Origin of the sequence: Devosia nitrariae (assembly GCF_030160115.1) — a bacterium.
GTDB classification, from domain to species: Bacteria; Pseudomonadota; Alphaproteobacteria; order Rhizobiales; family Devosiaceae; genus Devosia; species Devosia nitrariae.
In genome coordinates, this window is the sequence record NZ_BSNS01000015.1 from 69,154 (window position 1) to 84,244 (window position 15,091).

The following is a 15,091-nucleotide window of genomic DNA, read 5'->3' on the forward strand; positions in this document are numbered from 1 at the left end:
GATACCGACGCCATAAGGCGTAGTCGGTGCCGCTTTGCCGCAAAGACGAGACAGAGACGCGAATTTCATGGCTGATAACGACGACAAGCGCACTGACGACACCTCCGGCGCTGGCGGCAAGAAGACGCTGACCCTGAAGGGTGGTCCCGGTCTCGGGAACCGCCCGGGCATGTCGCGCTCCTCGCGCACGGTCGTCGTCGAGAAGCGCACCCGCCGCGTGCCGACCCCCGGCGCTCCGGGTGGCCCGGGCCAGCGTCCACAAGGCGCCTCCGGCGCTCCGGGTCAGCCCAACAGGCCGCAGGCCGGTCGGCCGATGCAACAGCGCGGGTCCGTTGGGCTCTCGGCCGCCGAGGCCGAGGCGCGCCGTAACGCACTGCGCGAAGCGGCCGCCCGTCAGGCCGAGGATCAGGAGCGGTACGCTTCCGACGAAGCGCGTCGCGTTGAGGAAGATGCCCGACGGCGCCAACTGCGCGAGGAAGCCGAGCGCCAGGAAGAGGAGCGTCGCCGCGCGGCCGAGGCCGAAGCAAGCGTCGACGAAGTTCCGACCGCTGCTGCACAGGCAACCGCCGCGCCCGAGGCCGGCGAAAGCGCGGAAGAGGCCAGCCCCCGCCCCGGCGGTCCCAAATCCGTTCGCTTCGTTTCCGGCCGTCCAGGCCAGCAGAACCGTCCGGCCCCGCGCCGCGAGCCGCCGCGTCCGGGTCAGGAGGCGCGGCCGACTGCCGAGCGTCGCCCCGCCGGCGAACGCCGCACGAGCGGCGGCATGGCACCCATTGGCAATGTGCCGGCCGCGCCGCCCGCGCCGCCCAGCGAAGCCGATGGTCGCCGCACACGCACCGGCGCTCCGGTCAACCGTGCCTCGGTCACCGAAGCCGAGCTCGAGAATGCGCGTCGTGCCTCGCGCGGCGCCGAACGTCCCACGCGCCGTACCGGCGATGACAGCGGACGCGGGCGCCTGACTGTCGTCAATGCCGGCGTCGAGGGCGACCGCGATCGCGGTCCCTCGCTCGCCGCCATGCGCCGCCGTCGCGATAAGAAGATGGGCCGCAACCAGGTGGCCCAGCCCAAGTTGAGCCGCGAGGTGATCATTCCGGACGCCATCACCGTCCAGGAACTGGCAAACCGCATGGCCGAGCGCGCCGTCGATGTCATCAAGATCCTCATGGGGCAGGGTCAGATGGTGAAGATCAACGACGTTCTCGATACCGATACCGCAGAACTCATCGCCATCGAGCTCGGCCATACCGTCAAGCGCGTGTCGGAAGCCGACGTCGAGGAAGGCTTGTTCGACGTGACCTCAGACGACAATCCGGCCAACCTCAAACCCCGTCCTCCGGTCGTGACCATCATGGGCCACGTCGACCACGGCAAGACCTCGCTTCTCGATGCGATCCGCCATGCCAATGTGGTTTCGGGCGAGGCCGGTGGCATCACCCAGCACATCGGCGCCTATCAGGTCGAGCAGGAGGGGCAGAAGGTCACTTTCCTCGACACCCCGGGCCACGAAGCCTTTACTGCCATGCGCGCGCGCGGTGCCCAGGCGACCGACATCGCCGTGCTGGTGGTGGCGGCCGACGACGGCGTGATGCCGCAGACCATCGAGTCGATCAAACACGCCAAGGCTGCCGGCGTCCCGATCATTGTTGCCATCAACAAGATCGACAAGCCCGCGGCTGATCCGAACCGGGTGCGCACCGAGCTGCTGCAGCACGAGGTGTTCGTCGAATCCATGGGCGGCGATACGCTCGACGTCGAAGTTTCGGCCCATACCAAGCAGGGCCTCGACAAGCTCCTGGAAACCATCCTGCTGCAGGCCGAGGTGCTTGAATTGAGGGCCGCACCCGACGGGCGCGCCGAGGGTCTGGTCATCGAGGCCAAGCTCGATCGCGGCCGGGGTGCCGTGGCGACCGTTCTCGTCCAACGCGGGACGCTCCATGTCGGCGACATCCTCGTTGCCGGCACCGAGTTCGCCCGTGTGCGCGCGCTCATCAACGACAAGGGTGAGCAGGTCAAGGAAGCTGCGCCATCGACTCCGGTCGAGGTCCTCGGCTTCAACGGCGTGCCTTCTGCCGGCGATCGCCTCTCGGTGGTCGAGAGCGAGGCACGTGCCCGCGAGGTGACGGAGTACCGCCAGCGCCAGATCCGCGAGCGGACGGCCGGCGGCGGCGCAACCAGCCTCGAGCAGATGATGAACCAGCTCAAGGCCTCGGGCGTTTCCCGGTTCCCGCTCATCATCAAGGGCGACGTGCAGGGGTCGGTCGAAGCCATCGTGGCCAGCCTCGATAAGCTGGGGACCGAGGAGGTCTCGGCCCAAATCCTGCATTCGGGCGTCGGCGGCATTACCGAGTCGGACGTGACGCTCGCGACCGCCTCCAAGGCCATCATCATTGGCTTCAACGTGCGCGCCAACAAGCAGGCCGGCGAACTGGCCGCCCGCGAGGGCATCGAGATCCGCTACTACAACATCATCTACGATCTCGTGGATGACGTAAGATCGGCCATGTCCGGGCTCCTGGCGCCCGAGCGCCGCGAGACCTTCATCGGCTACGCCGAAATCCTCGAGGTGTTCAACATCTCCAAGGTCGGTAAGGTCGCCGGCTGCCGCGTCACCGAAGGTATCGTCGAACGCGGAGCGGGCGTGCGGCTTCTGCGCGAGGACGTCGTTGTCCACGAGGGCAAGCTCAAGACCCTCAAGCGCTTCAAGGACGAGGTCAAGGACGTCCAGTCCGGCCAGGAATGCGGCATGGCCTTCGAGAACTACGAGGACATCCGCGCCGGCGACGTCATCGAGTGTTTCCGCGTCGAGACGGTGCAGCGCTCGCTGTAATGCGAGTTCTCGCCGCTTGCTAAATCTTTGGAACCCCGCGCAATCTCTGCGCGGGGTTTTTTAGTGGGTCGGTTGGGCAACGTTCCCAATCCCACCCACAGGGTCATCCTCGCGAAAGCGAGGACCTCTGTTTGCAGTACCGGCAAAGGGAACGGAGGTTCCCGCTTTCGCGGGAATGACCCGGTGGTAATGGCGGCGGTGGGGTCAAAAGCGTTTTCGGCAGAAAAGCGGATACCACTTTTGCGGTTCGAAAACGCGACAGATCAATAATTTAGAGCAACGTGCGCAAGGCTAGACCAGGGCGGCGCTCAAGCACACCCCCGCGCGGCCAGGTGCTGGCCGGTCAACGAGTGGGTCGCTTTAGCCAGCTCCGCCGGCACCCCCTCGAACACCACCGTGCCGCCGTCGTGGCCGGCGCCGGGACCGAGGTCGATCACCCAGTCGGCGCGCGAGATGACGTCGAGGTTGTGCTCGATGACGATGACGGTCGAGCCTTGGTCGACCAGTCGGTCGAAGAGGCCGATAAGAGTGTCGACGTCGTTCATGTGGAGGCCTGTGGTAGGCTCGTCCAGCACATAGATATTGCCTTTCTTGCCCAATTCGGCGGCGAGCTTGAGCCGCTGTCGCTCACCGCCTGAGAGTGTGGAGAGCGGCTGGCCGAGGGTCAGGTAGCCGAGCCCCACGTCCTCGAGCCCCTTGAGGGTCCTGGCGATGGCCGGCTCGGTAAAGAAGGCGACCGCGTCGCTGACCGAGCAATCGTAGACGTCCGAAATCGACTTGCCGCGCAGATCATAGGCCAACACCTCCTCGGTGAAGCGCTTGCCCCCGCAGGTCTCGCAGACCGTGGCCATCGGGTCGAGATGGGCAAGATCGGTGAAGATCAGGCCGAGCCCGTTGCAATCGGGGCAAGCGCCCTTGGAGTTGGCCGAAAACAGCGATGCCGCGACGCCGTTCGCCTTGGCGAAGGCCTTGCGGACATTGTCGAGGATGCCGGTATAGGTCGCCGTGTTCGAGCGACGCGAACCGCGGGCGAGGTTCTGGTCGATGATGATGGTCTCGGGAAAAGCCTGCGGCAGGCACCCCTGGATTAGCGATGACTTGCCGGCCCCGGCAACGCCCGTGACCGCAGTCAGCACGCCGCGCGGGATAGTCACGCAAACGTCCTTGAGATTATTGAGCGCCGCCTTCTCGATACTCAGCTCCCCGTCCGGCTTGCGCACCGTCTCCTTTAGCGGCTGATATTTCCTGATGTGGTTGCCCGTGAGCGTTCCCGAGGTCAGAAGGCCCTCGTAGCTGCCTTCATAGACGATCTCGCCACCCTTCGATCCGGCGAGTGGCCCCATATCGACCACATGGTCGGCAATGGCGATCATGTCGGGCTTGTGCTCGACGATGAGCACCGTGTTGCCCTTGTCGCGCAGCTGCTGCATGAGCCCCGCCAGCCGACCGACGTCGTGCGGGTGAAGGCCGACGCTCGGCTCGTCGAACACATAGGTGATGTCGGTAAGCGATGAGCCCAGATGCCGCACCATCTTGACCCGTTGGCTCTCACCGCCCGAAAGGGTCGCGCTTTCCCTGTCGAGGCTGAGATAACCGAGCCCGATGGTGACTAGGTTTTCGAGCCGCGCCGCGAGGGCCGCCAGCATCGGTCCCACCTGCGGCGCCTCGATGGCGCGCACGAATGGCGCGAGATCCGAAACCTGCATGGCCGAGAGTTCCGCGATGTTCTTGCCCTTGATCCGGCTGTCGAGTGCGGGCGCATTGAGCCGGGCGCCCCCGCACACCGGGCAGGTCCTGCGGGTAAAGATCTTGTCGTATTCGGCGCGCACATGAGGCTGCAGGCTTTCCGGATCCTTGGAGCCGAGGCCTTTCCTCAGCTTGGCGACAACGCCCTCATAGGTGAGGCCGATCTTGCCGACCTTGATCTTGCGGCCGTCGTCGAGGTTGAGGAGGTTCTCGCGCTCCTCCTCGTCGTAGTCCTTGATGGGCTTGTCCATGTCGAAGAGGCCGGAGTTCTTGTAGATCTCCCACCACCAGCTATCGACGGCGAAATCCTTAGGTCTGAGCGCTCCTTCGTTCAGCGATTTGCTCTCGTCGATCACCGCACTCATGTCCATGGCCGCCACTTGCCCGATGCCTTCGCATTCGACGCACATGCCGCGCGGGTCGTTGTAGGAGTAGAGGCCTGGCGGGCCGAGATTCGGTTCGCCAAGCCGCGAGAAGACCACACGCAGCATCTGCGCCGCGTCAGTGACGGTCGCGACCGTCGAGCGCGAATTGCCGCCCAGCCGCTGCTGGTCGACGATGATCGCCGCCGAGATGTTGCTGAGCGCGTCCGCGTCCGGCTGGCCGTAATGCGGCATGAACTGCTGGACGAAGGCGGGGTAGGTCTCGTTGATCAGCCGCTGGCTTTCGGCCGCGATGGTGCCGAAGACGAGCGAGGACTTGCCTGAGCCGGAAACGCCGGTAAAGACGGTGATCCTGCGCTTTGGGATGTCGAGTGAGACGTTCTTGAGGTTGTTTTCCCGCGCGCCGCGGATTTCGATCGAGCCGTAGAGCGTATCAGACATGGATTGTCCTTTGGAATGGTCTGGAGAGGCCGGCGGTGTCGCCGGCCGCAGGCAAGCCCTGAGAGGGGACTAGACAGTCGCCTTCCTGATAGTCGTCGCGCCGACCGCAAGACCGATGATCAGCACCGCCAGCACGACGAGCGAGCCATAGAGCACGCTCATGGTAGCGAATTCGCCGACGAACAGCGCCCGCTCGGCCTCGACCAAATAGGTCAGTGGATTGAAACGCGAAGCTGTATAGAGCCAACCGGGCGCCATTTCCATGGGCAGCAGCACGCCGCCGAGCAGCATAAGAGGCAGCGCAACGGACTGGCTGACCATATAGAACATCGAGGTGTCCTCCTTCGCGGCGACAGCCAATGCATAGGAGAGTGCGGCCACCCCGATGCCGAAAAGGCCCAGCAGCAGAAGCCCGTAGATCATCGTCGGTCCAAAGATCTGCAGCCCGAACGGAACAGCGATGACGATCATCACCACCGCCTGGAAGACGAGGGGAAAGAGCTCCTTCATTGCCCGGCCCATCAGCATCGCGGGCCGGCTCATCGGCGTCGCGAGGAACCGCTCCAGCACGCCCGACATCAGCTCCTCGGTCAGACTCCAGCCGACCATGGCAGTTCCGAACAGGGTCAGCATGACGATCATGCCGGGGATGAACCACTGCAGGGGTGACGGACCTTCGATACCGACCTGCCCGAGCAGCGGTACGAAGAGGCCGATATAGAGCAGGGGCTGTACGAGTCCGAAGGCGAGCCACACCCAGCCCGAGACCAGGGGCTTCATTTCCCGGGTAAAGGACGTCCACACATCAGCGGCAAAAGTCATTTGTTTGTCTCCTGGATAGAGCGGGATGCGATAAAGTGGGAACCGGATTTTCGCAAAAATCCCACGACTCTAGGCCGTCAGCCGACGGCGCTCTCGCGCAGCGACCGGCCGGTTAGGCCGAGGAACACATCGTCGAGTGTCGGGCGCTTAACGGAAGCGGTGGCGACCTGTGCCCCTACCTCGTGCAGGCGCCGGATGAATTCGGGCAGGATCGCTTCGCCTTCGCGCACGGTCACGGCGACTGAATATCCGCAGACCTCGGTTTCGCGCGCGCCCGGCAGGTTCGCGGCTATGCCGGCCGCTTGCTCGGCTTCGGTGGTACTGGTGAGGCTCACGCTGATGCGGTCGCCGGCAAGATCTGCCTTGAGCCGCGCCGGCGTGTCGTCGGCAATCAGCCGGCCGTTGTCCATGATCATCACCCGCTCGGCCATGGTGTCGGCCTCGTCGAGATAGTGGGTGGTCAGGAAGATAGTCATGCCTGTTGCCTTGCGCAGCCGGTCGATGTGCTCCCAGAGATTGGCACGGCTGTGCGGGTCGAGCCCGGTGGTCGGCTCGTCGAGGAAGAGGATTTCGGGGTTGTGCATCAGCCCCAGCGCCACGTCGAGCCGCCGCTTCTGTCCGCCAGAGAGCTTGGCGCCCGTACGGTCCTCGAGGCCGGTAAGCTCTAGCATCTCGATGAGCTCGTCTGCCCGGCGCCTGGCGACGGCCGGATCCATGCGCTGCGCCCGGCCCTGCGTCAGGAGCTCGTTCCGGACTTTGTAATAGACCCCCGCACCGTTCTTCTGGCCGACATAGCCGATCTTGCGTCGGACCGCCGCGGGCTCGGCGACGACGTCACTGCCGCCGACGCTCGCCGTTCCCGAGGTCGGCGGCAGGAGGGTGGTCAGCATCCGCACCGATGTGGATTTCCCGGCCCCGTTCGGGCCGAGAAAGGCGACGAGCTCGCCTTCGGCGACATCGAGGGAAAGTCCGCGTACGGCTTCCACTGCTCCGGCCTTGGTCTTGAATGTGCGGGTGAGGTCGCGGGCATGGATCATGGCACTGGCTCCGGATTGGGGTAGGGCGCGGCAACACTCATCCAACCCTGCTGACATGACGTGTCAGCAGGCTGGATTTCGACACCGGCTCGACAATTTTCGACCGGTCATATAACTCTATACGGCGCACAAGGTTTAGCAGAACCATGTACGGTGTAAAGGGTTTGTTGGAGCAGAGATGACCGAGGAGATTGGCGGCCGGGGCGACCCTGTGAAGGTGCTCGAACTGCTCTGGGGCAGGGCCGAGTCGGGAAAGCGAGGTCCCAAGGCCCGGGTGGGGTTGGCGGATCTGGTAGCCGCTGCCGTCGCCATTGCCGATGCCGAGGGTCTCTCGGCGGTTTCCACCCGCCGCGTCGCCGAGGCGGTCGGCATCTCGCCCATGTCCTTTTACACCCACGTCCCCGGCAAGGCCGAACTGCTCGACCTGATGATGGATGCGGTCGCCGTCGGCGAACCGGACGATCCGTCCCCACCGTCGGACACCGACTGGCGCATCCGGATGACGTTCGTTGCCGAAACGCTTTGGCGGCACTACCTCCGTCATCCGTGGGTCCTCGATCTTGCCACCCATCGGCCCGTGCTCGGGCCCAATACCGTGGCTGCTTACGAGTTCGCCCTTTCGGCCGTCGATGGCCTTGGACTCACCGAAATCGAGATGGACATGACGGTCACCGTGCTCGCCAACTTTGTGCACGGCGCCGTCCGGGACGCCGCACGCGGGAGGATGGTCGACGAAGTGACCGGCATGAGCGACGAAGAGTGGTGGCGGCGTATCGAGCCGTTCCTGGAAACGCTCGATTATACGCCCTATCCGGTTGCCTCACGTGTCGGCCCTGTGGCCGGCGAGACGTATGGCGTGGGCGATCCCCAGCGCGCCTTCCGCTTCGGTCTCGACCGCCTGCTCGACGGGCTTGCCCTCTTCATCGAGGGCAAGCGCCGCTAGAGCGGGATGCGAAGATGGGAGCCGGTCGCCTTAGCGCCCGAAGAACTCCGCGAGCACCGAGCCCAGAACCTTGGGATCGAACTCATGGCTCTGCCCCGCCAGCGTCCGCCGCGTTGAGTTGGGCAGCGCCGCGGCCACCCAGTCGGCGCCTGCCTTCATGAAGGGAAAGCTGGCGTCGCCGTCAATGACCAGCACCGGCATCCTCGCACGCTGCCAGCGCTCAGGCGCCCGGTTGCCATCGGTGGCCTCGGCCATGATCCGATAATCGTGCTCGAGCGTCAGACCGACCGCCTCATAGTCCGCCCACGCCGGGCTCTGCTGAAAGCCCTCGACCGCCTCGGGCGGCATCCCGACGCCGGTGACGAACTTGACCATCATGCCCGCGGCATCTCCCGTCTCGGCGAGCGCGGCCATCTCGGCGTGTTCCTGCCAGGACGTCTCTGAGTTCTGATCGGGATCGACAGGCGGCTCGTACATCACGACACCCGTCACCTTCTCGGAGAGCGCTGCCGCAGCCTCCAGCGCCAGCACCGCCCCCGACGACATGCCGAAAAGGCCCGCCTTGCCGCCGGCGGCGGCGTCGATCAGCGTCGCAATGTCGTCAATCTCGCGGGCAACGGCATAAGGGCCGGTGTCGCCCGACTCTCCGCGTCCCCTGCGGTCGAAGTTGATGATGGTGAAACGGTCGGCGAGGAGGTCGATCATCACCGGCGTGGTGCTGTCGACGGCGCGATATTGCGTTGCACCGGCGACCAGTACGATTGCCGGGCCGCTCCCCTTACTGTCGTAACCGACGACGGTGCCGTCTTTTGAGGTAACCGTAGGCAGATCGTTCTCCCATGTCATGCTTCGACTGCACGACGAGTGAGAGGTCGGAAAATCGACGGGTCTCGCTTCAGTTCTCCGCTATTGCAGCACCACCACCCTGGCTCCGGTCGGCACGCGCTCGTAGAGGTCGATGATGTCCTGGTTCATCAGCCGGATGCAGCCCGAGGAGACATTGGTGCCGATGGTATAGGGCTCGAGCGTGCCGTGGATGCGGAAGTAGGTGTCGCGTCCATTGCGGTAGAGATAGAGCGCCCGGGCGCCCAGCGGATTGTTGAGCCCGCCCTCGATGCCGCTTCGGTAGGGCCCGTAACGGTCCGGCTCGCGGCGGATCATATTTGCCGTTGGCGTCCAGCGCGGCCATGCAGCCTTGCGGCCGATCCTGGCCGTACCCTTGAACTGCAGCGCCTCCTCGCGTCCCACGCCCACCCCGTAGCGGATGGCCATTCCGCCCGGCTGAACGAGATAGAGAAAGCGGTTGGGCGTATCGACGATGACGGTACCGGGCGGCTCTGCGGTCGCATAGGCCACTTCCTGCCGCCAGAACTGCGAATCGACCCGCCGCAAGTCGACGGCCGGCACGGGGAATTTGTCATCGGGCATGGCCGCGTACATCGACATGTAGCGCGCGTCGATCACGTATTCGTGGACAATGGGGCCGCGGGCGGAACTGGCACAGCCGGCCAGCGCCACGGGCAGACCGAGCATGAACAAACGTCGGTTTATCAATGTGATTCCCTAAGATTTTTGAGCAGCCACGCAGAGCTAAGCTGGAGGTATGGAGCCTGTCGAGTGCAGGGCGGCAACGGCTGGAGAACAAAATCCGTTCCTCGCGAGCAAGTGATCGGCAAGAGAGTGTTGCTCAAAAGCAAAAGCCCGGATCACGGGGATCCGGGCTTTCCCATTTGACTCTAATTAGCGCGATAGCGGTCCTTATTCGGCCGCCGTTTCTTCCCGGTCTTTTTCCTTGCCGGTCTCCTGATCGACCACTTTCATGGAAAGCCGCACCTTGCCGCGCTCGTCGAAGCCGAGGAGCTTGACCCAGACACGGTCACCTTCCTTGACGACGTCCGTCGTCTTGGCGACGCGCTGGTCGGCGAGCTGGGAAATGTGGACAAGCCCGTCCTTGGCTCCGAAGAAGTTGACGAAGGCGCCGAAGTCGGCGGTCTTGACCACGGTGCCCTGGTAGACCTCGCCCACTTCCGGCTCGTCGGTGATCGAGCGGATCCACTTGACGGCCGCATCGATCTGCTTGCCGTCGCTGGAGGCGACCTTGACGGTGCCGTCATCCTCGATGTTGATCTTGGCGCCGGTCTTTTCCACGATCTCGCGGATCACCTTGCCGCCTGTGCCGATCACTTCGCGGATCTTGTCGGTCGGGATCTTGAAGGTCTCGATTCGCGGAGCGAACTCGCCCACTTCCTCGCGGCTGGAGGTAATGGCCTTGGCCATTTCGCCGAGGATGTGCATGCGGCCGTCCTTGGCCTGGCCGAGGGCGATCTTCATGATCTCCTCGGTGATGCCGGCGATCTTGATGTCCATCTGCAGGCTGGTGACGCCCGCTTCGGTGCCGGCGACCTTGAAGTCCATGTCCCCGAGGTGATCCTCATCGCCGAGGATGTCGGAGAGCACGGCGAACTTCTCGCCTTCCAGGATAAGGCCCATGGCAATGCCCGCCACCGGCCGCCGCATCGGCACGCCTGCGTCCATCAGGGCGAGAGAGGTGCCGCAGACGGTTGCCATCGAGGACGAGCCGTTGGACTCGGTGATCTCGGAGACGACGCGCACGGTATAGGGGAATTCCTCGAGCGACGGGCGGATCGGGTTGATGGCGCGCCACGCGAGCTTGCCGTGACCGATCTCGCGGCGGCCAGGGGAGCCCATGCGCCCGGCTTCACCGACCGAATAGGGCGGGAAGTTGTAGTGCAGGAGGAAGGTTTCCTTCCTGGTGCCCTCGAGCGAATCGATGAACTGCTCGTCCTCGCCCGTGCCCAGGGTCGCCACCACCAGGGCCTGCGTCTCGCCGCGGGTAAAGAGCGCCGAGCCGTGAGTGCGCGGCAGGACGCCTACTTCGGAAACGATCGGCCGCACCGTCTTCAGGTCGCGCCCGTCAATGCGGTTGCCGGTGTCGAGCACGTTCCAGCGCACGATCTTGGCCTGAAGGTTGTGGAACACATCTCCGACGGCCTCGGCCGAGACGGTGCCGGCCTCGATGCGGGCGGCATACTGTTCCTTGACCTTCTGCTTGGCCGCGTCGACCGCCGCGTAACGGTCTTCCTTGCGGGTGATCTTGTAAGCTGCCCGCAGGTCCGCCTCGATAAACGAGAGCATCTCGGTCTCGAGGTCCGAGAAGTCGGCAGGCTCGAAGTCGCGCGGTTCCTTGGCGGCCAGCTCCGCGAGCCTGATGATCGCGTCGATCACCTTGCGGCTCTGCTCGTGGCCGAACATGACGGCACCCAGCATCACATCCTCGGAAAGCTCCTGGGCTTCCGACTCGACCATCAGCACGGCGTCGGCGGTGCCGGCCATGACGAGGTCGAGCTTGCTGTCGCTGCGCTTGTCGATCGGCGTGTTGAGAACATACTGCCCGTCGATATAGCCGACGCGCGCCGCTCCGATCGGCCCCATGAAGGGAATGCCCGAGATGGTGAGCGCGGCCGAGGCAGCGACCATAGCCAGGACGTCCGGGTTGTTCTCCATGTCGTGCTGGAGAACGGTGATGATGACCTGCGTCTCGTTCTTGTAGCCGTCGGGAAAGAGCGGACGGATCGGCCGGTCGATGAGGCGGCTGGTCAGCGTCTCGGCCTCGGTCGGGCGCCCTTCGCGCTTGAAGTAGCCGCCCGGGATCTTGCCGGAGGCGAAGTATTTTTCCTGGTAGTTGACGGTCAGGGGGAAGAAGTCCTGGCCGGGCTTGGCGGTCTTGGCCGAAACGACCGTCGCGAGGACGACGGTCTCGCCGAGCGTTGCGAGCACGGCGCCGTCCGCCTGGCGGGCGATCTTGCCGGTCTCGAGCGTCAGCGGCTGATCGCCCCAGTTGAGTTCCACTTTGTGATGATCGAACATCGTTCTTCGTCTTTCATGTCTGCCTGGATGCGCCGATGCGCGGGGCGCAGGCCCGCGCGCGCATTCAGTGTGCCGGCCCGTCCGTGCACCCCATGTGCGTGGCGGGCGTAGATGCGGCACCGTTACGGCCCGGCGGCCGGAACATGAGCAAGACGACGAGACGCTCCCAGAAAATCACCATGCCCCTAGCCCCTTGGGCCAGTCGGGCAATTCCGAGAGCGGCCAATGATCCTGCCATGCTCCGCTCTTGCCGGTCTGCGCGGCTCCATCCGGGATGCCGGATGGAAAAGATGCGGGAGCCATACCGGCCCCCGCATCCGATTGGTTCTTTGGCGCCTAGCGGCGCAGGCCCAGCTTTTCGATCAGGGTCTTGTAGCGGGCTTCGTCGATGCGCTTGACGTAGTCAAGCAGGCGACGACGAAGCGAAACCAGCTTCAGGAGGCCACGCCGGGAGTGATTGTCCTTGGCGTGGGTCTTGAAGTGTTCGGTGAGATTGGCAATGCGCTCGGAAAGGATCGCGACCTGGACCTCGGGCGAACCGGTGTCGTCCTTCTTGGTGGCGTATTCCTTGATCAGAGCGGACTTGCGCTCAGCAGTAATCGACATCGGGATATCCTTTCGAAAAGGAGAGTTTGAGCCGCCCCGGCCGGGATGTCGTCCAGGCGGGGCCTCGTGATGGACCTTTCCACTCGGGAAAAGCTTGCGCGCGATATACGCAACTTTGCCGGCAAAGGCCAGAAATATCTCTTGCGACGGGTCGCCCGGCGAATAGCCGGCCCGGTTCGGGCTTACGCCTTTGCGCCCAGGATATTGACCATCCACGGCACGCCGAACCTGTCGACGCACATACCGAAGGTGTCGCCCCATGGCGCCCTTTCGAGCGGAACCGTCACCGTTCCACCCGCAGAGAGCTTGTCCCAGTAGCCGCGCAGCTCCGCCGCGTCGTCGCCGCTGAGCGAAATCGAGTGGTTGGTGCCGGGATTGTAGCCCATGCTGTTGGGGGTGTCGGATGCCATCAGCGTCAGACCATTGGGTGTCTCCAGCATGGAATGCATGATCTTTTCGGCCTCGGCCGGATCCTCGTTCATGTTGAGATCGCCGAACGTGTTGACGGTCAGTTCGCCGCCGAACACCGAGTGGTAGAATTCCATGGCCTGCCTCGCCGTGTCGCGGAAGCCGAGATAGGGGTTGAGGCGTGTGCTCATCGATGCAGTCCTCCCTTGATCGCCGCCGCTATTCGGCGGCCTTGTCCTCGTTTGCTCTGGGCCCGGCATAATCGGGGTGCAGCGCAGACATCGGAATCTCGAAACGCCACTCCATGCCGTCCCCGTGCATGATGCGTTCGACCTTGGCGCCGAGCGCGCCGCCGACCATGGAATTGAGTACAGTTGTGCCGAACCCCTTGTGCTCGGTCCGAGCCTCTGCCGTGTCTTTGGTCTCGGGAAGCGCTCGCTTCGTTTCCATATATTCGCGCCAGCGGAAAGCGAGGTGGTCTCCCTCAATGGTCCAGGAAACCTCGAGTCGGCCCTTTTCCGTCGAGAAGGCGCCGTATTTGGCCGCGTTCGTCGACAGCTCGTGCGCGGCCATGCCCATGATCTGCGCGGCTTGCGCGTTGAGCCGCACCACTTCGCCCGTGAGCTTCAGCCGCTCTCCGTCAGAGGGTCCGAAAGGAGCGATGTGGTGGGTGAGGAGTTCTTTGAGCTCGACGCCCGCCCGCCCATGCGTGAGCAGCAGATCGGTCGAGCGGGCGAGACCCATTATGCGCTTTTCAAAGTTCTGCACGTAATGGGCGACGTCCTCTTCGCCGCGAGCGGTCTGCTTGGCCATGGCGGCGATGACCGTCATCTGGTTCTTGGACCGGTGCGCCAGCTCGCGCATCAGGAAACGCACTTCCGCCTCGGCCGAACGCCGCTGGGCCGAGGCCTCGGCGAGCGCCTGCGAGACATCCGCGATCTCGGCGACGGGATAGGGCTTGGCCACGACGCTTTCGCCGCGCCCCAGGCGCTTGGCGTCGCGGGCGAGTCCGCGCACCGAAGAGCCGATGCGGCGCGTCACCCAATAGAGGGTGATGATAATGAGCGCGGCGAGGACCACGGCGCCGGCAACGAGCGAGAGGACTGCATCGAGCAGGGGCTTGTTGATCACCTCGACGGGCGCCCAGGAGACCAGCCGCCAGCCCGTCAGCCCTGACCTTTGGATCACGGTCTGGTAGGTGCCTTCGTCAGTCGTTATTCGCTGCCAGCGCACCGAGAACGGCTGACTGAGCGCATCGAAGCGGGTGAAGGTCTCGCCGGTCACCCCGGCCCCGAACGAGGCGGAGATGATCTGCCCGTCCGCGTCGAGCAGGGCCGTCGACCAGCCTTCCGGCAGCTTGTTGGTCAACAGGGCCTGGGAGATGTTGTCGGCCCTCTGGTTGAGGGCGATGATCTTGCGTCCATATGGGCCCAGGTTCACGGGCAGCAGGATGTTGTAGGCCCAGTCGTTCGAGAGCGACCCGCGCACGAGGTCGGTGATCTCCACGTCGTTGCGCTCGAAGGCGCGGCGGATCGAGTCGAGGTCGGACGAGCGCGGCAAGGATTCGCCGAACGGTGTGCTGGTCGACATCAGCGTCGAATAGTCGGAGTTGACGACGAAAAGGTTTGCCTTGGTGTTTTCCAGCGCCAGACGGCCATAGGCATGGAAGGCGCGAAAGCTCCCCTGGTGCAGCGACGGCGTCGTCGCCAGCACGCGCAACGTGGTGATGTTGGCGTTGATCTCACGCTCGACCGCCTGCACCAGCGAGCGCGTGGTGGCAAGGATCAGCGTCTCGATCGTGTTTTCCTGCGCCTGATGGTTGCGCTGCATCAGGATGCCGGCAAAGACGAACGAGGGGACGAGGGTGATCAGCGCCAGCGCCAGTAGATAGGCCGCGATCGACCAGGGTCGGCGAGCCTTGGAGGCGTCCGATGTGCTGGCGGTTTCGGTAGCGCTCACTGTGGCCATTAGTCTGCTGACAGCTCGTCCGTAT

At 64.4% G+C, this 15,091-nt stretch carries 10 protein-coding genes and 1 pseudogene; 2 read left to right on the forward strand and 9 right to left on the reverse strand.

The window, feature by feature from the left end; genetic code table 11:
* Positions 1 to 445: 445 nt before the first annotated feature.
* A pseudogene (gene infB, locus QQK18_RS16210) lies at positions 446 to 2,824 on the forward strand (translation initiation factor IF-2); the annotation flags it as partial.
* 308 nt (positions 2,825 to 3,132) lie between these two features.
* Here infB and QQK18_RS16215 read toward each other — a convergent pair.
* From QQK18_RS16215 to QQK18_RS16225, 3 genes are all read right to left on the reverse strand, one after another.
* Entirely contained in the window at positions 3,133 to 5,394 is a 2,262-nt protein-coding gene (locus QQK18_RS16215; RefSeq protein ID WP_284341404.1) for an ATP-binding cassette domain-containing protein, read from the reverse strand.
* Between the two features lie 69 nt (positions 5,395 to 5,463).
* A complete protein-coding gene (locus tag QQK18_RS16220; protein ID WP_284341405.1) occupies positions 5,464 to 6,216 on the reverse strand; it encodes an ABC transporter permease in 753 nt (250 codons plus the stop codon).
* 77 nt (positions 6,217 to 6,293) lie between these two features.
* Positions 6,294 to 7,253: an ABC transporter ATP-binding protein gene (locus tag QQK18_RS16225; protein ID WP_284341406.1), complete on the reverse strand. Its 960-nt coding sequence runs from the start codon at positions 7,251 to 7,253 to the stop codon at positions 6,294 to 6,296.
* 178 nt (positions 7,254 to 7,431) lie between these two features.
* On the opposite strand from QQK18_RS16225, the gene QQK18_RS16230 reads away from it, so the two are divergent.
* The gene (locus QQK18_RS16230) at positions 7,432 to 8,196 is read left to right on the forward strand and encodes a TetR/AcrR family transcriptional regulator (RefSeq protein WP_284341407.1); all 765 of its coding nucleotides are present in this window, start codon (positions 7,432 to 7,434) and stop codon (positions 8,194 to 8,196) included.
* A gap of 30 nt (positions 8,197 to 8,226) precedes the next feature.
* Here the strand turns inward: QQK18_RS16230 and QQK18_RS16235 are convergent, their stop codons facing one another.
* The 6 genes from QQK18_RS16235 to QQK18_RS16260 all read right to left on the reverse strand — a co-directional run bounded on the left by QQK18_RS16235 (position 8,227) and on the right by QQK18_RS16260 (position 15,057).
* Positions 8,227 to 9,042, reverse strand: a complete 816-nt coding sequence (locus tag QQK18_RS16235; protein WP_284341408.1) for an alpha/beta fold hydrolase — start codon at positions 9,040 to 9,042, stop codon at positions 8,227 to 8,229.
* A gap of 60 nt (positions 9,043 to 9,102) precedes the next feature.
* Positions 9,103 to 9,729: a L,D-transpeptidase gene (locus QQK18_RS16240; RefSeq protein WP_284341409.1), complete on the reverse strand. Its 627-nt coding sequence runs from the start codon at positions 9,727 to 9,729 to the stop codon at positions 9,103 to 9,105.
* Positions 9,730 to 9,954: 225 nt separating this feature from the next.
* On the reverse strand, positions 9,955 to 12,084 hold the full coding sequence (pnp, locus tag QQK18_RS16245) for a polyribonucleotide nucleotidyltransferase (RefSeq protein WP_284341410.1): 2,130 nt from the start codon (positions 12,082 to 12,084) through the stop codon (positions 9,955 to 9,957).
* Positions 12,085 to 12,420: 336 nt separating this feature from the next.
* Entirely contained in the window at positions 12,421 to 12,690 is a 270-nt protein-coding gene (gene rpsO / locus QQK18_RS16250) for a 30S ribosomal protein S15 (protein ID WP_284341411.1), read from the reverse strand.
* Between the two features lie 182 nt (positions 12,691 to 12,872).
* Positions 12,873 to 13,289 carry a VOC family protein gene (locus QQK18_RS16255; RefSeq protein ID WP_284341412.1) on the reverse strand — a complete coding sequence of 139 codons (417 nt, stop codon included), beginning with the start codon at positions 13,287 to 13,289 and terminating at the stop codon, positions 12,873 to 12,875.
* Between the two features lie 28 nt (positions 13,290 to 13,317).
* On the reverse strand, positions 13,318 to 15,057 hold the full coding sequence (locus tag QQK18_RS16260; RefSeq protein ID WP_284341413.1) for a sensor histidine kinase: 1,740 nt from the start codon (positions 15,055 to 15,057) through the stop codon (positions 13,318 to 13,320).
* Positions 15,058 to 15,091 lie beyond the last annotated feature (34 nt).